This window comes from Kitasatospora sp. NPDC048286, from assembly GCF_043201735.1.
GTDB lineage: Bacteria > Actinomycetota > Actinomycetes > Streptomycetales > Streptomycetaceae > Kitasatospora.
Map to the genome: position 1 here is coordinate 1 of NZ_JBICZE010000016.1, position 20,206 is coordinate 20,206.

Consider the following 20,206-nt stretch of genomic DNA (forward strand, 5'->3'; position numbering starts at 1 on the left):
GCACCGGCCGCCGGGGCCGTCACCCCCACCAGGCCCGCGCCCGCCAGCGCGAGCGCCACCAAGCGCACGGCCGGGCGGCCGCGCCGGCGCCCCGTGCGCCCGCGACCGCCCGGCCCCGTTCCGCCCCTGTGTTCCGCCATGCCCGTCCACCTTCCCGTGTCCATGCCGATGGGCGAATGCAACACCCCTGTGAATTACGGCAACTGACACATTGACAGCTGACGGGGCACCGGGTCGTCAGCCCGCAGTCCAGACCGCCTCCGACCTGGACCTACCTTCGAACGATAGGCCGCTCCCCCTCAGGGATGGGCCACCCCCTAGGGTCGGTCAGGGGCGCCCCGGCCCGCAGGGGCCGTCAGCCGACCGGGGCCTTGCCCCGCAGCCAATCCGCCCTCAAGGGGTTCGGCGACTCGCCGACACAACGGGCGACCACGTGCCGTGACCACTGAACCGCCCTCTCAAAACGCGGTCCGAGGCAATCGCCACTGAAGGGACGGCAGTTCGCGAGCAGCTCCCTGTTGTTCAAGCCCCAACAGGGAGCTTGTCCGCCTACATTGTTGAGAGACGGGGATGTTCGGAGCAGTGGGATGTGAAGGGGAGGCCAGTGTGGCCGTGGGACGTGCAGGGACAGTCCTGCTGGCGTTGGGGGGAGTTCTGATCGCAGCCGGCGGTGCCACCGCAGCGATCATCGCCCGGGACTCAGCAGGGGTGGTGACGCAGGAGAACCTCCCTATCACCCCAGAGGTGCAGAAGTATGCCGAGACTCCCGCGGCATTTGAGGACTACCTACGTTCGCATCCGCCGAAGCCCCTGATGGGTGGGACGTGGTGATCTGACGAACGCCAGTGGGTAAGACGCCGAGCCGCCCGCGGAGCTGGGCCTGCCGGCAGTTGGTCGACGCCGGACAGGGTCCGGGTGAACAGGCGCACGGCTCCCGCGCGAACCGCTCCTACCTGCGCCGACGCGGCGTGGAGTGCGCCATCCCGGAGAAGGCGGACCAGATTCGCAACGGCCGGAAGCGCGGCTGCAAGGGTGGCCGGCCGCCACCGGTCGACCGTGGGCCGCGGGGCGGCAGCGGATCGTCACCGCTTGGGGCCCCGCGGCCCGGCCGTCACTTCAGGGGGTTGTCGGGGTTGTCCAGCCAGGCGGTCTGTCCGGCGGGGGTCACGGTGAGCCCGTACCGCTCGTACCCGGGGCGTCCGGCGGACTCCCACCGGTGGTAGGTGGCCTCCAGCTCGTCCCAGAGTCGGCGCGGCCCGGACTGGCGGACCTCGAACCGGGACTCCCCGGGCACGGAGTCCACCGTCGCCCAGGAGGTGACGGCCCTGTCGAACAGCCACCACGTCCAGCCGGCGCCGAACGCGTTGCGCCGGTAGTAGGCATCCGGCAGGGCGAGGGCGCAGGCGAACTGCGCCAACCAGTCGCCCCCGATGGCCTCGGGGTCGAGCTTCGTCCAGGACTGCCCGGAATCACCCGGCCACTCCCCCGGCAGGTAGTCGTCCACCGGGGCGCCCTTGTAACGCTGTTGACGCAGCATCATGAAGGCGGACGAGCGGGTGAATCGGCCGCTTGCGCCGGTTCCGTCCTCGTGCACCGTGAGGCGAACGATCGCCCCGCCGCCGAACAGCGGCGAGACCGGGCTGACGATCACCCCGCCTGGCCGGGTCTGGTTCAACCAGGCGGGCGGGATGTGCCGCAGTGACACGGTGGAGACGATCCGGTCGTACGGGGCGCGCACGCCCCATCCGAGCGCCCCGTCTCCGCACACAACCTCGGGCGTGTAGCCGGCAGCGTGAAGTGCGGTGCGCGCCCGGGCGGTGACCTGGGCGTCCACCTCGACGGTGGACACCATCTCGGCTCCCAGGCGGTGTGCCAGCAGTGCCGCGTTGTAGCCGGTGCCCGTTCCGACTTCGAGCACCCGGTGTCCGGGGTGCGCGTCCAGATCGGACAGCATCTCGGCCACCATCGTGGGCAGGGACGCCGACGATGTGGGCGTGATGCGGGCGCGGCCTTCGGCTCCGTCGTCCCACTGCGTGACGATCGGCAGATCGGCATAGGCGAGCCGCATCCACCGCTCGGGTTCCGCAAAGCGGCTGCACTCGGCGTCACCGTCGCCCTCGTCCGCCCAGATGGTTTCCGGGAGGAACGCGTGCCGCGGAACGGCCGCCAAGGACGGGGCCCAGTCCGCGGTCAGCGACCCCTTCTCGGTCAGCGCGGCCACCAGCGCGGCCCGCTGCTCGCCGGCGTTCACTTCTTGTGCTTCGGGTCGGGGGTGGGCTGCTGGCTGTCCGACGACGGCTTCGGGCCGATGACCGGGCCGCCGGGCTTGGCGTGCCCGGGGCTCCGGCCGTCGTTCGGGCCACCCTTGTTCTCGTCTCCCATGGTCAACTTCCTCTCTCGGTTCAGCATGGAGGGGGTAGCAGGAAGTCTGCGGGGCCGACTTCCTGCGTAGGGCTTCAGGACGCCGGCCGGTGGCCCCGGATGGAGTCCGGGCGGCTGGGCATCCGCAGGACGGCGACCGCGCCGAGGCCGACGACGGCGATGGCGAAGGGCAGGAGGAGCGGAAGGGCGAGGTCGATCAGGAGTCGCACGGGGCCTCGGCCTTCTCGTACTCGTAGTGGCGGAGGACCGCGAGGAGGTTGAGCACGGTGCTGGCCGGCGCCGCACCGAAGCGGACCAGGACGCGGCCGTCGACCACCCGGTCCGTGGCGAGGGACGGCCAGATGAGGCCGAACCTGCGGCCGCGCTCCCGGAGTTCGTCGAGCAGGGAGGCGACCTCCGGCTCGGTGTAGGTGCGCATGATCGGGTCGGCCGGCCCGGTCGGGCGGCGGTGATCGGCGGTCACGCGGCGGCGTCCAGCTCGAACCAGACCGATTTGCCGGTCTTGCGGTCCTCGGTGCCGAAGCGGTCGCTGAGGGAGCGGACGAGGCGCAGGCCCCGGCCGGAGACCGCGAGGAGGTCGGAACCGTCGCGACTGACCGGGCGGATGGGGCTCCCGTCGCTGACGGAGACCCGGAGGACGTGGTCGAGCAGCGCGATGACGACGAGCGGCGCCGCACTGCCGCCGTGGCGCCAGGCGTTGACGAACAGTTCGAGGAGCGCGGTCTCGGCATCGGCGACCAGGTCGGGCGTCCACCCGGCGCGCGAGGTCAGTTCGCGCAACTCTTCGCGCGCGGCCGACCAGTCAGGGGGGAGTCCAAGGGGAGACACGAAGAAACCTCCGTGGGGGGTGAAGTGGATCATCCGCCGCCAGTCAGGAGACGGCGAGATCGCAGATCGATGCCTACTCAGAGCAGTCGATCCGCTACGCTCAGCATGGGGCCTATGCGATTCACAATGCAAGTCAGCTGGCGCATCTCGCATATATACAAATCGAACCTGAATTCGGCAGTCTCGAACGCCAGTTACTGGTAGCGCTGACGCCCTTCACACAGGCAAACTTGTCAACTGACAGTTCAGGAGGGGACAACATGGCAGTCTCGACCGTCCGCCGGCGGAGGCTCGGCGGCGAACTGCGGAAGCTCCGTGAAGAACGGAAACTCACCGCCGAGGTAGCCGCGGAAGCCACCGGGATGAGCCAGCCCAAGCTCACTCGGATCGAGACCGCCCACACCGCAGCCAAGATCGAGGACGTCATCAAGCTCCTCGACTACTACGGATGCGACGACGAGGACTACCGGGCCAGCTTGCTCGCCATCACGAAGGACGGGAGCAAACGCGGCTGGTGGCTGAGCTATCGCGACGTCATCAACACCACGGCGAACGACCTGATCCTTCTGGAAGCCGACGCCACCACCTACCGGACGTACGAACCGGCCTTCATTCCCGGCCTCTTCCAGACCCCCGAATACGCGCGCATCATCATCGAGCGCCTGCGCAACCGGTCAGGTGGGACCGTCGAGGATCTGGTCCAGGTTCGAATGGCGCGTCAGTCCATCCTGACGCGCCCGAACCCCGTGCAGGTGTGGGCCGTCATCCATGAGGCGGCCCTCCGCTCGAACGCGAACCGCCCCGAGGTCATGGTCCCGCAGTTGGACAGGCTGTTGACTCTCAGCAGCCTGTCCAACATCAACATTCAGGTCATGCCGATCGGCGCGGCAGTTCACCCGGGAATGTACGGAGCGTTCACGCTCATGGGATTCCCACAGCGCAAGGACCTCGACGTCGTCCTGGTCGAAGGGATGATGAGCTGCTTGTGGGTCGAGGATCCAGCCGACATGGAGCTCTGCAGGTCGAATTTCCAGGAAATCACAGCAGAAGCCATGTCCGTCGACTCCTCGCTCGCCTTCATCACCGCACAGAGAGACAGGATCAAGTGACCCAGCCGACCTTCAAGAAGTCCAGCTACAGCGGCGGAGACGAGAACTGCGTCGAGGTTGCCATCCCCAGCGGCCCGATCTCCTACATCCGCGACTCGAAAGACCCGAACGGCCCGGCCCTGGCCTTCGACCAGGCGGCCCACTCCTCCTTCATCGCCGCCGTCTCCGCCGGGGAGTTCGACTTCGGGCTCCTCTAACGGCGCCCAAGCGGTGCCTCGCCCGAGCTCGGGCGAGGCACCGCTTTCGCTTGCCGCATCGACACGCCCTAACGGGCGGCGGTCAGTTGAAGAACGCCGTGCCGCCGCCGAAGCAGGTGCTCTCCCACGCCTTGACCGGGGCCTGGAACGCGCCGGTGCCGAACGGATCCGCGGTGAAGGTGTGGACCGCCTGGTGGGCGTTGCCCGAGCAGGTGGCGCCCGAGGTGCCGTAGTCGTAGAAGAGCGCGAGGTCGGCCTTGCCATCGCCGTTGTAATCTCCGGCGGTCAGGAACCTGGTTCCGGTGCCCCAGGCGGAGGCGTCCCAGCGGGAGGTCAGGCCGCCGAAGGTGGCGCTGCCGCCGGGGTCGGCCATGAGGGTGAACAGGCGCAGGTGGCCGGCGCCGTAGTCGTAGAGCAGGGCCAGGTCGCTCTTGGTGTCGCCGTTGAAGTCACCGGAGACCACGGCTGTCGTGCCGCCGCCGAAGCAGGTGCTCTCCCAGGCCTTGACCGGGGCCTGGAACGCGCCGGTGCCGAACGGATCCGCAGTGAAGGTGTGGACCGCCTGATGGGCGTTGCCCGGACAGGTGGCGCCCGAGTTGCCGTAGTCGGTGAAGAGCGCGAGGTCGGCCTTGCCATCGCCGTTGTGGTCGCCGGCGGTCAGGAACTTCGTACCGGTGCCCCAGGCGGAGGCGTCCCACTGCGGCACCAGGCCGCCGAAGCCGCCCGACGGGTCGGCGATGAGGGTGAACAGGCTGACGTGGCCGGCACCGTAGTCGTACAGCAGCGCGAGGTCGCTGCGCCCGTCCCCGGTGAAGTCCCCGGCGGTGAAGGCCGTGGTGCCACCGCCGAAGCAGGTGCTCTCCCAGACCTTCCGGACCGGCTTTCCGGCCAGCCACTCCACGACGGCCACGTGGCTGATGCCGGGGCAGGTGGAGCCCACGGTGCCGAAGTCGTAGTAGGCGGCGAGGTCGGCCTTGCCGTCGCCGTCGAAGTCGCCGGAGGCGGTGAACTTCGGCCGGCCGGGCGCGCACGGGTCGTCCGAGCGGGTCGTCAGGCCGTCGAGCGCACCGGTGTAGTCGGACTTGGCGGCCAGGCCGAGGACGCTGGTGTGCTCGGAGCCGCTCTGCGGGCAGCCTGCGGCCGGCTCGCTCGGCTCGTAGTCGTAGAGGAGGGAGAGGTCGCTGATGCCGTCGCCGGTGTGGTCGTTGGGGGCGGTCGGCCTCGGCACGGTGTCGACGAAGTGGGTTCCGCTGTCGAGAAGACCGTTGGTGGCGGCGGTGACGTCGCCGGGCGGCAGGGCGGCCGAGTCGTTGTAGTAGACCCAGGCGACCTCCTCGTCCCAACTGCGCGTGTGGCCTGGCGAGTTCAGGTCGATGAACCACGCGTTGAAGTCGATGGTCATCGGCTCGCGTGGCGAGTACCGGGCCGGTGCGGTGTGGTGGACGATGCCGTCCAGGTAGAAGGTGGTGGTGCCGTTCCAGACCGTGGTCTGGAGGGTGTGCCAGCCCTGGAGGGAGCGGCCGGTGTGGAGGTTGTCGCTGTCCGCGGAACCGTGGTACGCCGTGGTGTTGTACGAGGCGCCGGGGTTGGCCTGGTCCCAGCCGCCCCGGGGCAGGTACTCGTGGTCGAGCTCGCTGTACTGCGGGGTCTCGGCGTTCGGCAGGTTCTGGTGGAACGGTGATATGGCGTAGAAGCTCTGGACCGGGTGGTCGGTGCTGCCGTCGCCCGCCGTGGCCTGGTCGGCGAAGTGGACGCGGGCGGCGTAGGTGCCGGCGTAGAACTTGCTCTGCGCGGTGTTGATCTGGGCCTGGCGAGTGCCGCCGGACGTTCCGTCGGTGACGGCCCGCAGTCGCAGCACCTGTCCGCCCGGCGCGGTGGGGTCGGACGGGAAGCTCACTCCGGCCGCGTCCCATGCCGCGGCCGGGCCGGGCCCGCCGGTACCGGTCCGCACGGTCCAGCCGTGCGCGGCGAGGCCGGGGTCGTCCGGGCCGGTGTAGTGGAAGTCGTCGAAGAGCACACCGTTCGGTGGGGCTGCGGCGGTGGCCGTGGCGGGGGCGGCGGCCGTGGCGGGGCCGGTGGCTGCGGCTGTTGCCGCCGGTACGGCGGTGAGGCCGGTGGCCAGCAAGGTGGTGACGAGGCAGGCCAGGCCCAGTCTTCGGGCGGGGACGCGTGGCATCGGATCTCCAGGGGTGTACGGCGACGTGGTCGCACGCGGCCCCGAAGCAGCGTGAAGGGGCATCAGGTTCGCGTGCGACCCGCCGGATCCTAGTGCAGCGCCGCGTTGATCCTTCGGGGGTTGCCGGTCAGCCGGCGGGGTCGCCGCGGTAGAGGCCGACGCACTAGTGCTGGAAGAGTACTTCCGGATTGTTCGGCGAGGGCCCGTCCAGCAGCGGACTGTGGATCCCCTTCAGCGTCTGGTCGAAGAACGCCGTCACGTACTCACGCGTGATCACCACCCCGCGTTCCGGGGAGAGGGGCGGCGTCGGGAACCCGGCCTCCTCCAGAAGCAGGTCCAGGTCGCTGAAGCTGAAGTGGTCGGCGCCGGCGACCGTCAGCCACTTCTTGTAGCCGCCGAGGGCGGCCCAGGCCTGCTCCCAGTTGTCGCCACCGCCGGCCGAGTGGTCGGAGGGGGGCGCACCGAGCATGAGGAACGGCCGGTTGATCTGGCCGGGCATCGGGGCCGGGTGGAAGGAGCCGTCCATGTTCACTCCGGCCCGTACTCGCGGGTCGGCGATCATCGTGGCGGCGGCCGCCGCTCCGCCGATGGAGTGTCCGGCCATGCCGATCTCGTGCTTGTCGATGAGGTGTGCCAGGCGCCACGCGGTATTGCCCTGCGTCAACCGGTCGATGACGAAGGACACGTCCAGAGCGCGGCTGGCGGCGAGGGAGTCGAAGTCGAGCCACGCCGGGCCGTCGCAGATCGCGCACGGCGACGTCTGGCCGTTCGCCAGCGTCTCGCCGCTGTCCTCGTAGGTGTGGCCGACGAGCGCGACGACGTAGCCGTGACTGGCCAGGTCGGTCGCGAGCGAGGTGAGCGTCATGCGCGGGTTCTCGTACGCGGCTGAGAGGACCACCAGCGGATACTTGCCGCTCTGCGGCCGCGCGCCGCCGAAGGCGTGCGTGGTGACGCCGGCAAGGTTCTGCGGGGTGACACCGGAGCTCGCCGGCAGCTTCCGGCGCTGGAGGACTCCGGCTGCCTCGCCGAGGGTCATGTAAGGGGCCGGAGTCCCGGTCCCGGGGACGGCCGGGTAGACCATCGTGACGGTCAGTTGGCGTGGGCCGGATGACGGCACCCACGGGTCGGGACGGTTCGTGTCGGTGAGGTGGATGACGTCCTCGCCGGCGGCGTAGGGGCCGGTCGGCGCGGGGAGCGTGCCCTGGAAGGACCGCGTGGGCGCGGCGGCAGCTGTGGCGGCGGTCGCGTGCACGGTGGCCGGCGGGGTCGTGGCGGCGAGTCCGGTGCCGGTCGCGGCCACTGATGCGGCAAGAGCCAGGATTGCGACAGCGCTGATACGGCGCTTGCGGTTCGAGGTGGTGTTCACGGGCACGATCCTGCCCGGCCCCGCCCTGACACTCGATCATGCGGGCTTCCGTCTTGAGGGTGGTACTGGCTACACCCTGACCGTCTCCACCGGGGAGTTCGACTTCGGGCTCCGCTGAGCGTTCTCCACCCGGTGCCTCGCCCGAGCTCGGGCGAGGCACCGCCTCCTTTCTCCTAGATCAGGCCTCGGCGCATCGCATAGCCCACGGCGTGGGCCCGGTTGCGCAAGCCGAGCCGCGTGATGATCTCGTGCAGCACGTTCTTCACCGTGCGCTCGGAGTACGACGTCTTCGTCGCGATCTCACTGGTGTCGAAGCCCTCGGCCACCAGCTTCAGCATCTCGGCCTCCCGCGCCGTCAGCGTGGACAGGGTCAGCCCCCGCCCATCGAGCATGGTGCGCTGGAGCATGCCGATCCGGTCGAGCAGCTCGCCCAGCAGATCCCCTGGCATCACGCCCTCTCCGTTCGCCAGCGCGGTGATCAGGTGCACCAGCCGGTCCTGGTCGGCCTCGGACCGGCGCAGCACGGCCGCGACCCCGTTCTCCACTATGGTCTGCAGCCCGCCGGCCTCGAAGTGCCCCACCACCAGGCCTATCCGGCCCGACGTCGCGAGCCGCAGTCGGCGCAGGTGTTCGGTGACGGTCTCGCTCAGCGCGTCGACGACCAGCAGGGAGACCTCGGCCCGCCCGGCCTCGCCCTCGCTCAGCAGCTCCACCTCGGGCCGCTGGCGCAGCTGTTGGACCACGCCGGTCTGCAGGATGAGGTCCTCCGCGAACACCGCCACCCGCACTCCCCTCCTGCCGCGCGACTGCTCGGGGACGCGCGGGGCGGCGGCGATGCCGGAGCGCGACGCGACTCCGGTCCGGCGCGCGGTGACGGCTTCCTCACGGGTTGTATCGGTCGACGTCATCGACTACTCCATTTCTCTGTTCCTGCGAGGGTGACGGCCGGCCGCCGCGAGGCAGGTCCGGCCGGGGGTATCTGGGGGCGGCGGGCCGCATGGCGCCGGGCCGTTCCCGCGACGGCACCGGGCGGGGTCTCCGGTCGGTCCTGACGGGCAAGGGGTGTGGCCCACAGCTTGCCCGTACGGCCCTCTTCTTCGGCGGCGAACCGCCCTACCGTCACGCTATGACCACATCCGCCGAACTCGGCCTGCCAGCAATCACGGCGGCCCCCGGTGGCGTGGCCACCACGACCCTGACGGTACGCAACGATCTCGACATCGTTGAGGCCTACACCTTCGAGGCGGTCGGGGACTGCGCCGCGTGGACGACGGTCGAGCCGGCCCGGATCTCGCTCTTCCCCGGGACCTCCGAGACGGTGACGGTCCGACTGGCTCCGCCGCGCTCCCCCTCGACCCGGGCCGGCGAGTTCCCGCTCGGCATCCGCGTGTTGCCGGTGGAGCGCCCCGACCTGGTGGCGGTGCCGGAGGCCACCGTCACCGTGACGCCGTTCCACGAGCTGCGGGCCGCGCTCGCCCCGCGCCGTCGCCGCGGCTGGCTGCGCGGACGCTACCGGGCCTCGGTGCGCAACCTCGGGAACGCGCCGACCGCCGTGACGTTCACTCCCGGACAGGCCGGCGAGGACCTGCGGTTCGCCGTCGCGCCGGAGAAGCTGCGGCTGGAGCCCGGCGAGTCCGGGGAGGTGCGGGTTCAGGCGCGCACCCGCAAGCTGATCTGGTTCGGCAAGCAGGCGACCTGGCCGTTCGAGGTCACGGTGGGCCCGGAGGAGCGGGCGGAGGGCAAGGACGACAAGGACGCCAAGGCCGGCAAGGACGCCAGGCCGGAGGCCGAGGCGGCGGTCGTTCAGAAGCCGGTCCTCGAGGGCGAGTTCGTCCAGCTGCCGATCTTCCCCCGGTGGCTGCTGGCGCTCCTGGCGTTGCTGATCGCGCTGCTGCTGGCCTGGTTCGCGCTGGTCCGCCCGGCGGTGCGCAGCTCCGCCAAGCAGGCCGCCGAGCAGGCCGTCGCCCAGCAGAGCGCCACTCCGGCCCAGCCCGCCGGTGCCCCGGCCGGCGACAACCCCTCGGCGCCGTCCGCCGGGAACACGCCCGGCGGCCAGGCCAAGCCGGGCGCCGGGAAGCCGAGCACCGGCCCCGGCGGCCAGGGCGGCCCCGGCCCGGGCGGCCTGGCGGTGCCGGGCACCGGGCAGCAGAGTTCCGCCACCATCGACGTGCAGACCGAGAACGGCGCGTCCACGACGGGCAGTTACCAGGTGCCGCACGGCAAGGTGTTCGACATCACGGACCTCGTGGTCGCCAACTTCCAGGGCGACCAGGGTGTGGTGACCATCACCGCCGGCAACAAGACGATCACCACCATCGCCTTGGAGACCTTCCGCAACCAGGACTACCACTGGGTGACTCCCATCCAGGTCCCCGAGGACCAGGCCGTGACGGCGAACGTGACCTGCGAGGTGCCGGGTACCCCGGCCTCGGGCAAGCAGGCGCCCACGTGCCACGAACTCCTCAACATCAGCGGGACGTTGAGCGACATCCGGCAGGGGAACTGAACCGACGCGCGCAGGATGATGCCCTTCCCTCCCCGGGCGGGAAGGGCGCACCGGTTGCCCCGTTGATACCGACGGGCCCGTTCCGACCCGTTCGCCCCCGACGTCCCCGACGTCCTTCTTCTCCGGCTTCGCCTCTCACGTCTCGTGACCATGTCAATACATGATGGACACTGTTGCAGAGTGCACCCGTACGAACAAAACCGACCCGCCCGCGCCATGCCACGGTCTGTCCTCCGAGGGCAAACCGACTGGTCCGCGAGGGCAAACCGACTGGCCCCCGTGAACCATCGGGTCTGCTCGCACCGTTGATGATCCGTCCGAAAACGCGCGAAACAGCCGAACGCCGTCCCCGCCCTTCACGGGCGGGGACGGCGTTCGGCTGTTTCCTCGGACCGCGTTCGGTCGGCGGGCGACCGATCAGAACCAGTGCAGGCAGTGCGGCTCGCGCTCGGCACGGAACAGGGCGTCGGCACGGGCGGCCGCGTCGGGGTGGTGGGCGCGGACGTGCCCGGCCCGGACGAGCCGGCTCGGGGCGGTGCCGCCGAGGTAGACCGCGCCCAGGTCGCGGACGTCCAGGGACAGATCGGGCTCCCGGTCCGTCGGCACGCACTCGGCCTTGCCGTCCCGGACGGTCAGCAGGTACCGGTGCTGCTCGCCGAGGAACGGGTCGTCCACGTCCAGGACCAGCTCGCCGTCCGTGAACCAGCCGCGCGAGGTCAGCGCCCGCGGCACGTCCAGGATCCGCACCCAGAGCCAGTCGGTGTGGCCGTTGAACTGGCCGGCGTTGAAGTCGGCGAACTGCCAGCGCAGCGGGTGGTCGGGCGTGCAGTGCCGGAACACGACCTCGCCGACCAGGTCGTGGCCGAGCACGTACCGGGCCAGGTCCGTGTAGCCGGCGTCGTCCAGGGCGACGGTCTCGTCCACCGTCAGGGTGTCGCCGTCCTTCCAGTAGACGGCGTACCCGTCCGGGGTGCCGTCGGCGTCCCGGTGGACGGCGACGTAGCGCGGCGTCGGGGCGATCGGGACCTGTCCGGCGCCCAGCTCCCACCAGCGGCGCGGGCGGGACAGCGCGCCGGGCCTGGTGCGGCGGTAGCGGTCGTAGACCTCCTCGATGACCGCCCCGCACTCGGCCCGCCGCAGCAGTTCGACCGAGCCGCCCGCCGGGGCCTCAGCCACCTGCCGCGTCCGGGACGTGTCGAAGGCGGCCTGGCGGCGCTGCACCGTCAGCCGCTGGGTGTACGTCGCCGGGCCGTAGCCGAACCGGCCGTAGATGCCGGCCTCGGCGGCCAGCAGCACCGAGAGGAACTCGCCCCGGGCCCGCAGGTCGGCGAGCTGACGCCGCATCATCGCGGTGAGCAGGCCCTGGCGCCGGTGGCTGGGCAGGACGCCGACCGACGTCACCCCGGCGACCGGGACGACGGCCTGCCCGGGCAGGGTGAGCTCGAAGCTGAGAGCACCGGCGGTGCCGACGGGCCGGCCGTCCGCCGTCACGGCGAGCAGGTTGCGGTCCATCTCGGTCGCCGCCCACCAGACCCCGCCGCCGTCCGCGTTCGGAGCGTCCGGGAAGCGGCCCAGCGCGGCGTGGAAGGTGTCGACGAACGCGCCGAGGTCCTGGTCGGTCGTGGAACGGATCTCCATGTGGTGCTGCTGCCTCCCCGATTCGCCGGCGCCACCTCGTGCGGCGCCCCCCGAAGTCCAGCGTCACCGTGCGCACCGGTCAACCGAATTACCCGCGGGGAAGGGCCCCGCCCCGCCGCTGCCGGCCACCGAGCACGAGCCGCCGGACGCGAGCGCAAGCGCTACGTTGGGAGGAGCGCCGGTCCGGAACGGGGTGGCTGATGCACTCGATCACCGACTGGCTGAGCAGCCTGTCCGGTCCGGTCGGGTACGCGGTCGTCGCGGGCCTCGTCCTGGTCGAGGACGCCCTGTTCTTCAGCTTCCTCGTCCCTGGCGAGACCGCGGCCGTCCTGGGCGGGTTCCTCGCCCACCAGGGCAGAGTCTCGCTCGGCTGGCTCGTCCTGTTCGTGGTCTGCGCGGCGATCCTCGGCGACACCGCCGGCTACGAGATCGGGCGTCACATCGGCCCGCGGCTCCTCGACACCCGCTCGATGCGACGCCACGCGGACCGGGTCGAGCGGGCCCGGGACCTGATCCGCCGGCGCGGGCCGGCCGCCGTGTTCTTCGGGCGCTTCGTCGCCTTCTTCCGCGCGATGGTGCCCACCCTGGCCGGCATGTCGCGCATGCCCTACCGCCGGTTCCTGCTGTTCAACGCCCTCGGCGGCCTCCTGTGGGGCGTCGGGTTCACCCTCCTCGGCTACTTCTCGGGGGCCGCCTACACCCGGGTCGAGAGCACCGTCGGGCAGGTCCTCGCGCTCGCGATCGCCGGCGGCGTCGTCATCGCCCTCCTCGTCTGGTACCTGCGGCGGCGGAGGGCCGCGAACCGGGGCGACCGGGGCGGTCAGCCCTGACACCGGGCGCCCCGCGGCCCGCCCGTCGGAGGGTCGGGCGCACCGTTTCCGGGCGGCGCGGCTCCCGGGACGGGGTTACGGTCGGAGGGTTGACGGCCGCACCGACGCCGTCCGCCCGGTTCACCACCGGGCATCCCGGGCAGCTGCCCGGTATCCCATCCGCTCAGGCCCAGGACCCGGAGAGGGGAAACCAGCCATGACCACACGCGACGAGCACGGAACGCGGCCGGACGAGCCGACGCAGGAGCGGTCCGCCGAGGAACACGCGATCACGTCCCCGACCCCGGCCGACGTCCGGGCGAAGGCCGAGGGCAGGGTCGGAGCCCGGGAGCGCTCCGCCAAGGAGCGTTCCGTCAGCGTGCCCACCCCGGCCGACGTCCGGCGGAAGGCGAAGCCGGACAAGGACGAGGGCCCGGAGCCGCCCGCGGCGGACGCGGTGGCGCCGTAGCGGGGCCGTGGGGCGCCGTAGCGGGGCCGTGGGGCGCCGTAGCGGGACCGTGGCCCGGTAGGGGCTCCGTACGGTCACGCGCGGACGGCGGGAATGCACCGGGGACGGGCGGGTAACCGAGCGCTGCCACCACCGACCGTCCACCGGCCGCCAGGGCCGGAGGGCGAGCCGGTGCCACCGCCAGAACGGGAGCCCGTCACATGACCGTCGCCACCTCCTGGTCCATCGCCGTCACCCTGCCCGAAGGCCCGTGCCCAGAGCTGGCCGTCGAGGCGCAGCTGCGGTTCGACACCGCGTCGCCGTACGCGGTGTGCCTGGCGTTCCCGCCGCTCGGCGACGACGACCGGGCCGAGTGGACCTTCGCCCGGGAGCTGCTGGACGGGGGCCTGCACGGCCCCGTCGGCTCCGGGGACGTGACCGTCGCACCCGGGCCGGCGGGCCGGCTGCTGATCACCCTGCGGTCCCTGGGCGCGCGGGCGGTGGTCAGCGTCTCCGCGGGCGTCGTGACGGCGTTCCTCCTCGACTCCTTCCGCCTGGTGCCGGCCGGTGCCGAGGCCGAGCACCTGGACGTCGACGCCGCTCTCGCCCGGCTGCTCTCCTGAGCCCCGGCCCGCCCCTCAACGGCCCGCCGTCACCAGCGGGCGTGCACCTGGGGCCGGATCCGCCGGTCGTACAGCTCGCGCACCGAGGCCAGGGTGGCCGGCGGCAGCGCCGGCAGCTCGGCGGCGGCCGCGTTGGCCCGGGCCTGGGTGACGTTGCGGGCGCCGGGGATCACCGTCGTCACGCCCGGCTGCTGGGTGACCCACCGCAGCGCCGTCTGCGCCGCGTTCGCCCCCTCGGGTGCGAGCGCGGCGAACTCCGCCGCCGCCTCGACGCCCGTCGCGAAGTCCACCCCGGAGAAGGTCTCCCCCTGGTCGAAGGACTCGCCGTGGCGGTTGTAGGTGCGGTGGTCGTCCGGGCCGAAGACGGTGTGCGCGTCGTAGCGGCCCGACAGCAGGCCCGAGGCCAGTGGCACCCGGGCGAGGATCCCCACCCCGGCGGCCTCGGCGGCGGGCAGCACCTGCTCCAGCGGCTTGAGCCGGAACGCGTTCAGGATGATCTGGACGCTCGCGACGTTCGGGCGGGCGATCGCGGTCAGCGCCTCGGCGCAGGTCTCCACGCTCACCCCGTAGGCGGCGATCCGGCCCTCCGCCACCAGGGTGTCCAGGGCGTCGAACACCTCGTCCGAGGAGAACACGGGCGTCGGCGGGCAGTGCAGCTGCACCAGGTCGAGCCGCTCCACGCCCAGGTTTTCCCGTGAACGGTCGGCCCAGGCACGGAAGTTGGCGAGGTTGTAGTGCTCGGGCCGCTGCTCGACCCGGCGGCCGAACTTGGTGGCGACGAGCACCCCGGCGTCCGGGCGGTCCTTCAGGAAGCGGCCGATCAGCCGCTCGCTGCGGCCGTCGCCGTAGACGTCGGCGGTGTCGAAGAGGGTGACGCCGGCTTCCACCGAGGCCTCCAGGACGGCCAGGGCGTCCTCCTCCCGGACGTCCCCCCAGTCCGCGCCGAGCTGCCAGGTGCCGAGGCCGACGATCGAGACGGGGCGGCCGGTGCGGCCGAGTACGCGCTGTTCCATGGGGCGAGCCTCTCATGCGGCGCCGCGCCGCAGCACGCCGCCTCCGGCACTCGTCCGGGGGCCCGCCGGGCGGGACCCGCTGGGCCGTTCGGTCCAATCCTCGCGGCAGGCGGCCGCGCGCATCCGGTAGGACTGTCCGCACCCCGACGGCACCCCCTGCGAGGCCCCACCCGTGACCGTATCGATCGCCCTGTTCACCCAGGACCTCCGGCTGCACGACAACCCCGTGCTGCACGCCGCCCGGTCCACGGCCGACCGGGTCGTCCCGCTGTTCGTCCTGGACCCGGCCGTCGAGGCCGCCGGGTTCGCCGTGCCCAACCGGCAGGCGTTCCTGGCCGACTGCCTCGCCGACCTGGACGCCTCGCTGCGCCGGATCGGCTCCCGGCTGGTCGTACGGCGCGGCGAGCCCGCCGAACAGGCCGCCCGGGTCGCCGCCGAAGCGGACGCCGCCAGCGTGCACGTCGCCGCGGGCGTCAGCGCCTTCGCGCAGCGGCGGGAGGCCCGGCTGCGCACGGTGTTCGGCGACCGCCTGCACGTCCACGACGCCTCGGTGACGGTCGTCCCGGCGGGCCGGATCACCCCGGCCGGCCGGGACCACTACGCCGTCTTCACCCCGTACCACCGGGCCTGGCAGCAGGCGCCGCGCCGTACGGTGCTGGGCGCGCCCCGGACGATCGACACCCCGGACGGCATCGGCAGCGAGAACCTGCTGCTCACCGGGCCGCTCTCGCCCGCCCTGCCGCCCGGGGGCGAGAGCGCGGCCAGGGAGCGGTGGCGGCGCTGGGACGTCGACGCGTACGCGCGGGTGCACGACGACCTCGCCGCCGACGCCACCTCCCGGCTCTCCCCGTACCTGCACTTCGGCTGCCTGTCCCCCACCGAACTCGTCGAGCGCGCCCTGCGGCGGGACGGCGAGGGGGCGCGGGCCTTCGTCCGGCAGCTCGCCTGGCGCGACTTCCACCACCAGGTGCTCGCCGCCCGCCCGGACGCCGCGCACCGCGACTACCGGACCAGGAACGACCGCTGGCACCGGGACGAGCAGGAGGCCGAGGCCTGGCGGCAGGGCCGCACCGGCTACCCGATCGTCGACGCCGGGATGCGCCAGCTCGCCGCGGAGGGCTGGATGCACAACCGGGCCCGCCTGCTGACGGCCGGCTTCCTCGCCAAGTGCCTCTACCTGGACTGGCGGATCGGCGCCGCCCACTTCCTGTCCCTGCTGGTCGACGGGGACGTGGCCGACAACCAGCTGAACTGGCAGTGGGTCGCGGGCACCGGCACCGACACCCGCCCCAACCGGGTGCTCAACCCGCTGCGCCAGGCCGACCGGTACGACCCGGACGGGGCGTACGTGCGCCGCTGGGTGCCCGAACTCGCCCACCTGCCCGGGCCCGCCGTCCACCGCCCCTGGCTGCTCGACCCCGCCCCCGACTACCCGCCGCCGCTCATCGCGCCGGACGCCCTCACGGAGCGGTTCCGCCGGGCCCGGGGCCTGGACTGAGCCGGCCGGACGCCACCCGAGGGCCCGGTGCGTGGCCAAGGCGGGTACGGGGCGCCCGTTTCCGGGACCGGGCCGTGAGCGCCCCACGCCGAGGAGCGCGCTGGTGGCGTGCCCCGGCGCGGGGTGGCTCAGCCTCCGTCGGTGGCGCGGTGGCCGCAGCGGAAGAGCGGGTCACGGGTGTCGAAGGGGACGTCCTCGCGGGCGGCCTCGACGGCGGCGTCGGAGGTGGGCAGGTCGAACGGGAGAGTCGCGGTCATCGGGGCGCGGCCGAGCGCGGCGTCCAGGACGACCTCGTCCGCGGCGCCGAAATCCCCGATCAGCAGGGCCGCGTGCGGGGCGAGCGGGGTGAGCACGGCGGGCCGCTCCAGCTGGGCGGCGAAGACCGTGGGGACGGTGGCGGCCAGCGCGGTGAGCCGCTCGACCTCGGCCGGCTCGAACTCCAGCGAGCCGCTGTGGAAGTGCTGCTCCAGCATGCCCTCGCGCCGCTCGTACGGGGTGGCGAGACGGACGACGGCCAGATCGGCCTGCTCCGGGTGCTCGACGAGGGTGCCGTAGCGGCCGGCGACGGCCGGGTCGACGCCCTCGACGTACAGCCGCTCGGCGGGGCGCGGCGCGCCGGCCAGGTGGACCACGGAGCGGCGCTGGACCTCACGGCCGAGCGCCCGGCCCTCCGGGGCGCCGACCAGTTCGGCGGCGGCGTCCGGGTCCACGTACGGGTCGTCGAAGAGGCCGAGGCGGAACTTGTCGCGCAGGATGCGGCGGACCGACTCGTCGAGCCGGGCCTCGGTGACGGCGCCGGAGCGGACGGCGGCCAGGATCAGCTCCGGGTCCGTCTCGCCGCCGAGCTGGTCGGCGCCGGCGTCCAGGGTGAGCACGACCTGCTCGGCGACGGACAGCTCCTCGACGCCCCAGTGCCGCGGGGGCAGGGTGACCACGCCGGGGACGTCCATGCCGGTGATGGCGTTGAAGTCGGTGCAGACCACGCCGTCGAAGCCGTAACGCCCGCGCAGCAGGCCGGTGATGACGTCCCGGTTGAAGTTGGCGCCGACCTCGGTGAGGCCGCTGCCGGAGGGGATCGCGTAGGCGGGCATGATCTGCGCGGTGCCGGCCGCGAAGGCCGCCTCGAAGGGCCGCAGGTGGGTCTCGAACTCGCCGCCGGGGTAGACGAGTCGGCGCCCGGCCGCGAAGTGCGAGTCCTCGCCGCCGGCCTGCGGGCCGCCGCCGGGGAAGTGCTTGGTCATGCAGGCGACGCTGTCCGGGCCGATCCGCTCGCCCTGGAGGCCCTCGACGTACGCGGTGATCATGCGCGAGGCGCGCTCCGGGTCCTCCCCGAAGGTGCCGCTGATCCGGGCCCAGCGGGGCTCGGTGGCGAGGTCGGCCATCGGGTGGATGGCGACCCGGATGCCGACGGCGCACAGCTCGCGGCGGATCAGGTCGGCGTAGCGGCGCACCAGTTCGGTGTCGTCGGTGGCGGCGAGACCGATCGGCTCGGGGCCGGTGCTGAAGCCGCCGCCGGTGTGGGCGGTGGCCGGGTTGGCGGTGAAGCCGTGCCGGGGGTCGGAGGAGAGGGTGACCGGGATGCCCAGCCGGGCGGCCGCGGCGAGGTCCTGGACGTGGTTGTTCCACTCGGCCATCGCCCGCGGGTCGGGGACGGCCATCATGGCGAAGTGGGTGAGGCCGTGCTCGGCGATCAGGTGGGCGTTGGAGGGGAACGGCGGGTGCTCCCCGGGGAGCATCCGGCCGTGCAGCATCAGGGCGGCCTTCTCCGCCACGGTCATGCGGCCGAGGAGGTCCTCGACCCGGTCCTCGACGGGCAGCCGCGGGTCCTCGTAGGGCTCCATGGTGCCGTTGTGGTTGAGGTCGCGGAACGGGGTGCCGTCGGTGTGGCGCAGCAGGGTCAGCATGCCGTCACCCCGGCGGTGTCCGAGGCGGCGGCGGTACCGGCGGTGGTACGGGCGGCGGCGGCCTTGGCGCGGAACGCGTCCAGGGTCTCGGTGGTGACCCCGCAGGCCGTCAGGAGGCGGGCGGCGCCGCCGTGCCGGGTGCGAACCAGGTCGAGGAAGCTGCTCATCGCCCCGGCGGGGGCCTCCAGCAGCGGGGCGGGGACGGTCAGCCGGCCGGCCTCGACCTCGTTGAGGGCGGCGCGGTTGCGGTCGGCGAGGCCGGCCCAGATCTGCCGGAGCGCCTCGTTGGTGCGGGCGTAGTCGGCGACGATCTCCTCGGCGGGCACCCCGAGCAGCTCCAGCAGCAGCGCGGTGAGCAGCCCGGTGCGGTCCTTGCCGGCGGCGCAGTGCACCAGCGCGCCGCCCGGGCGGGCGGCGGCCTCGACGGCGGCGGCGAGGGAGCGCGGCGCGGACTCGGCCATCAGCAGGTAGAAGGCGCCGAGGTCCTCGGCGGTGGTCATGGCCCGCATGGCCCGTTCCAGCTCGTCGTTGGTGGGGTCGATCCGGGCGGCGACGACGGCGATGCCGGCGGCCTCGGCGGCGGCCCAGTCCTCGGGGCTGCTCTCGGCCTCGCCCCGGAGGTCGACGATGGTGGTGATGCCGTGCTCGCGCAGCTGGGCGACGGTGTCCGCGTCGGCGGCGGGGAAGGGCTGGGCGGAGCGGAACAGGGCTCCGGGGCGGATCCACCGGCTCGCGGGGTCGGTGAGCGCGGCGGGGTCGCGGAAGTTGACCAGGGACATGCGGGGCCTTTCGGGAGGTGCGAAGGGTGGCGCGGGGGTCTGTGAGGGGGGCTGCGACGCTGCGCGGGGGGGGGTGGCGCAGGGCGTGCGGTGCCGTCCGGGCGGCCGGCGGCATCGCCCGGTGAACGGTGAACGGAGGTCGGGGGTCTGGGGCCTGGGATCTGGGATCTGGGGTGTGGGGCCGGGTCAGCCCGCGACGGCGAGCACGTCCCGGTAGGCCCTGACCCAGTCGGCCAGCGTGCCGCTCTCCTGGCCGACCAGGATGTGCCGCCGCACCATGCCGCCGAACATCGCGCCGAGCGCGGTGGGGCGCAGGTCGGTGTCCCGGTCGACGCCGAGCCGCTCGGCGGCGATGGTGACGGTGCGTTCGATGAACGCGTCGATGACGACCAGGGCGTAGTTGTGGACGGAGTGGACGTCGAGCAGGCCCCGGCGCAGGCTGCGGCGCCGGGCGGTGTGCTCGACGGGCTCCTCCAGCCGTCCGCCGGTGGTGGTCACCGCGTGGTCGAGCGCGGCCCAGAGCGGGAGTTCGGCGGGGGCGACGGCGAAGGCGTCGAGCAGGGTCTGGCCGAAGTCCCAGCCGAACAGCAGGGCCTCCTTGGCCGGGTAGTAGCGGAAGAACGTGCGGTGGGCGACGTCGGCGCGGCGGCAGATCTGGTCCACGGTGGTGCGCTCGTAGCCCTGTTCCTCGAAGAGGTCGAGTGCCGCGGTGCGGATGCTGTCGCGGGTGCGCGCCTTCTTGCGGTCGCGCATGCCCGGCTCCGCCACGGTGTCCGTCCCCTGCATCGTTCTTCCGTCCCCGTTCGGTGAGTTGGGTGTGGGTGGGCCGCCGAGGAGGGCGGCTGTCAGTACCGAATCACGTCCGACCGGGTGCGCTCAAGGCGGGCTCCGACTCTTCCGGGTTTCGTCATCGGAAGTTTGCACAACTGC

General features: G+C 72.6%; 20 protein-coding genes. 7 read left to right on the forward strand and 13 right to left on the reverse strand.

The genetic code is table 11. From position 1 onward, the window contains the following. Window positions 1–1,111: 1,111 nt before the first annotated feature. From ACGF13_RS32055 to ACGF13_RS32075, 5 genes are all read right to left on the reverse strand, one after another. Entirely contained in the window at window positions 1,112–2,251 is a 1,140-nt protein-coding gene (locus ACGF13_RS32055; protein ID WP_392881938.1) for a methyltransferase domain-containing protein, read from the reverse strand. Continuing rightward, window positions 2,248–2,382: a hypothetical protein gene (locus tag ACGF13_RS32060; RefSeq protein WP_392881940.1), complete on the reverse strand. Its 135-nt coding sequence runs from the start codon at window positions 2,380–2,382 to the stop codon at window positions 2,248–2,250. Before ACGF13_RS32060 ends, ACGF13_RS32055 begins: the two co-directional genes overlap by 4 nt. A gap of 74 nt (window positions 2,383–2,456) precedes the next feature. Continuing rightward, window positions 2,457–2,591 (reverse strand): hypothetical protein, encoded by a 135-nt coding sequence (locus tag ACGF13_RS32065; protein WP_392881942.1) that lies wholly within the window; start codon window positions 2,589–2,591, stop codon window positions 2,457–2,459. Further along, the gene (locus tag ACGF13_RS32070; RefSeq protein ID WP_392881944.1) at window positions 2,579–2,845 is read right to left on the reverse strand and encodes a hypothetical protein; all 267 of its coding nucleotides are present in this window, start codon (window positions 2,843–2,845) and stop codon (window positions 2,579–2,581) included. The genes ACGF13_RS32065 and ACGF13_RS32070 overlap by 13 nt, the downstream gene beginning before the upstream one ends. Beyond that, window positions 2,842–3,210, reverse strand: coding sequence for an ATP-binding protein (locus tag ACGF13_RS32075; protein WP_392881946.1), 369 nt, complete (start codon window positions 3,208–3,210; stop codon window positions 2,842–2,844). The genes ACGF13_RS32070 and ACGF13_RS32075 overlap by 4 nt, the downstream gene beginning before the upstream one ends. Before the next feature lie 260 nt (window positions 3,211–3,470). Between ACGF13_RS32075 and ACGF13_RS32080 the strand changes: the two genes are divergently transcribed. Beyond that, the gene (locus ACGF13_RS32080; RefSeq protein ID WP_392881949.1) at window positions 3,471–4,319 is read left to right on the forward strand and encodes a helix-turn-helix transcriptional regulator; all 849 of its coding nucleotides are present in this window, start codon (window positions 3,471–3,473) and stop codon (window positions 4,317–4,319) included. Further along, window positions 4,316–4,516 carry a DUF397 domain-containing protein gene (locus ACGF13_RS32085; protein WP_392881951.1) on the forward strand — a complete coding sequence of 67 codons (201 nt, stop codon included), beginning with the start codon at window positions 4,316–4,318 and terminating at the stop codon, window positions 4,514–4,516. The genes ACGF13_RS32080 and ACGF13_RS32085 overlap by 4 nt, the downstream gene beginning before the upstream one ends. An 82-nt stretch (window positions 4,517–4,598) precedes the next feature. Here ACGF13_RS32085 and ACGF13_RS32090 read toward each other — a convergent pair whose 3' ends face one another. The 3 genes from ACGF13_RS32090 to ACGF13_RS32100 form a co-directional block, all read right to left on the reverse strand. Next, window positions 4,599–6,692, reverse strand: coding sequence for a hypothetical protein (locus ACGF13_RS32090; RefSeq protein WP_392881953.1), 2,094 nt, complete (start codon window positions 6,690–6,692; stop codon window positions 4,599–4,601). A gap of 163 nt (window positions 6,693–6,855) precedes the next feature. Continuing rightward, a complete protein-coding gene (locus ACGF13_RS32095) occupies window positions 6,856–8,058 on the reverse strand; it encodes an alpha/beta hydrolase family protein (protein ID WP_392881956.1) in 1,203 nt (400 codons plus the stop codon). Between the two features lie 173 nt (window positions 8,059–8,231). Then, on the reverse strand, window positions 8,232–8,966 hold the full coding sequence (locus tag ACGF13_RS32100) for a LuxR C-terminal-related transcriptional regulator (RefSeq protein ID WP_392881957.1): 735 nt from the start codon (window positions 8,964–8,966) through the stop codon (window positions 8,232–8,234). Between the two features lie 218 nt (window positions 8,967–9,184). On the opposite strand from ACGF13_RS32100, the gene ACGF13_RS32105 reads away from it, so the two are divergent. Beyond that, a complete protein-coding gene (locus ACGF13_RS32105) occupies window positions 9,185–10,564 on the forward strand; it encodes a hydrolytic protein (RefSeq protein ID WP_392881960.1) in 1,380 nt (459 codons plus the stop codon). A 417-nt stretch (window positions 10,565–10,981) separates the two neighbouring features. Here ACGF13_RS32105 and ACGF13_RS32110 read toward each other — a convergent pair whose 3' ends face one another. Further along, entirely contained in the window at window positions 10,982–12,202 is a 1,221-nt protein-coding gene (locus ACGF13_RS32110) for a GNAT family N-acetyltransferase (protein ID WP_392881963.1), read from the reverse strand. Window positions 12,203–12,402: 200 nt separating this feature from the next. Between ACGF13_RS32110 and ACGF13_RS32115 the strand changes: the two genes are divergently transcribed. From ACGF13_RS32115 to ACGF13_RS32125, 3 genes are all read left to right on the forward strand, one after another. After that, window positions 12,403–13,032: a DedA family protein gene (locus tag ACGF13_RS32115; protein ID WP_392881965.1), complete on the forward strand. Its 630-nt coding sequence runs from the start codon at window positions 12,403–12,405 to the stop codon at window positions 13,030–13,032. A gap of 196 nt (window positions 13,033–13,228) precedes the next feature. Next, a complete protein-coding gene (locus ACGF13_RS32120; protein ID WP_392881968.1) occupies window positions 13,229–13,480 on the forward strand; it encodes a hypothetical protein in 252 nt (83 codons plus the stop codon). A gap of 200 nt (window positions 13,481–13,680) precedes the next feature. Continuing rightward, entirely contained in the window at window positions 13,681–14,082 is a 402-nt protein-coding gene (locus ACGF13_RS32125; RefSeq protein WP_392881970.1) for an SsgA family sporulation/cell division regulator, read from the forward strand. A gap of 29 nt (window positions 14,083–14,111) precedes the next feature. On the opposite strand, the gene ACGF13_RS32130 is transcribed toward ACGF13_RS32125, so the two are convergent. Continuing rightward, a complete protein-coding gene (locus tag ACGF13_RS32130) occupies window positions 14,112–15,095 on the reverse strand; it encodes an aldo/keto reductase (protein ID WP_392881972.1) in 984 nt (327 codons plus the stop codon). 172 nt (window positions 15,096–15,267) lie between these two features. Here ACGF13_RS32130 and ACGF13_RS32135 point away from each other — a divergent pair, with 172 nt between their 5' ends. Further along, window positions 15,268–16,593 carry a cryptochrome/photolyase family protein gene (locus ACGF13_RS32135; RefSeq protein WP_392881974.1) on the forward strand — a complete coding sequence of 442 codons (1,326 nt, stop codon included), beginning with the start codon at window positions 15,268–15,270 and terminating at the stop codon, window positions 16,591–16,593. Between the two features lie 128 nt (window positions 16,594–16,721). Here the strand turns inward: ACGF13_RS32135 and ACGF13_RS32140 are convergent, their stop codons facing one another. From ACGF13_RS32140 to ACGF13_RS32150, 3 genes are all read right to left on the reverse strand, one after another. Next, window positions 16,722–18,497 carry a glycoside hydrolase family 3 protein gene (locus ACGF13_RS32140; RefSeq protein ID WP_392881976.1) on the reverse strand — a complete coding sequence of 592 codons (1,776 nt, stop codon included), beginning with the start codon at window positions 18,495–18,497 and terminating at the stop codon, window positions 16,722–16,724. Continuing rightward, a complete protein-coding gene (locus ACGF13_RS32145) occupies window positions 18,491–19,276 on the reverse strand; it encodes a tyrosine-protein phosphatase (RefSeq protein WP_392881978.1) in 786 nt (261 codons plus the stop codon). Before ACGF13_RS32145 ends, ACGF13_RS32140 begins: the two co-directional genes overlap by 7 nt. Window positions 19,277–19,462: 186 nt before the next feature. Then, a complete protein-coding gene (locus tag ACGF13_RS32150; protein WP_392881981.1) occupies window positions 19,463–20,062 on the reverse strand; it encodes a TetR family transcriptional regulator in 600 nt (199 codons plus the stop codon). Window positions 20,063–20,206: the final 144 nt, after the last annotated feature.

Coding starts and splice junctions, on each gene's coding strand:
- ACGF13_RS32060 (WP_392881940.1), bottom strand. CDS start 2,382: ATGGGAGACGAGAACAAGGGTGGCCCGAACGACGGCCGGAGCCCCGGG.
- ACGF13_RS32080 (WP_392881949.1), top strand. CDS start 3,471: ATGGCAGTCTCGACCGTCCGCCGGCGGAGGCTCGGCGGCGAACTGCGG.
- ACGF13_RS32090 (WP_392881953.1), bottom strand. CDS start 6,692: ATGCCACGCGTCCCCGCCCGAAGACTGGGCCTGGCCTGCCTCGTCACC.
- ACGF13_RS32100 (WP_392881957.1), bottom strand. CDS start 8,966: ATGACGTCGACCGATACAACCCGTGAGGAAGCCGTCACCGCGCGCCGG.
- ACGF13_RS32105 (WP_392881960.1), top strand. CDS start 9,185: ATGACCACATCCGCCGAACTCGGCCTGCCAGCAATCACGGCGGCCCCC.
- ACGF13_RS32110 (WP_392881963.1), bottom strand. CDS start 12,202: ATGGAGATCCGTTCCACGACCGACCAGGACCTCGGCGCGTTCGTCGAC.
- ACGF13_RS32115 (WP_392881965.1), top strand. CDS start 12,403: ATGCACTCGATCACCGACTGGCTGAGCAGCCTGTCCGGTCCGGTCGGG.
- ACGF13_RS32120 (WP_392881968.1), top strand. CDS start 13,229: ATGACCACACGCGACGAGCACGGAACGCGGCCGGACGAGCCGACGCAG.
- ACGF13_RS32125 (WP_392881970.1), top strand. CDS start 13,681: ATGACCGTCGCCACCTCCTGGTCCATCGCCGTCACCCTGCCCGAAGGC.
- ACGF13_RS32130 (WP_392881972.1), bottom strand. CDS start 15,095: ATGGAACAGCGCGTACTCGGCCGCACCGGCCGCCCCGTCTCGATCGTC.
- ACGF13_RS32140 (WP_392881976.1), bottom strand. CDS start 18,497: ATGCTGACCCTGCTGCGCCACACCGACGGCACCCCGTTCCGCGACCTC.
- ACGF13_RS32145 (WP_392881978.1), bottom strand. CDS start 19,276: ATGTCCCTGGTCAACTTCCGCGACCCCGCCGCGCTCACCGACCCCGCG.
- ACGF13_RS32150 (WP_392881981.1), bottom strand. CDS start 20,062: ATGCAGGGGACGGACACCGTGGCGGAGCCGGGCATGCGCGACCGCAAG.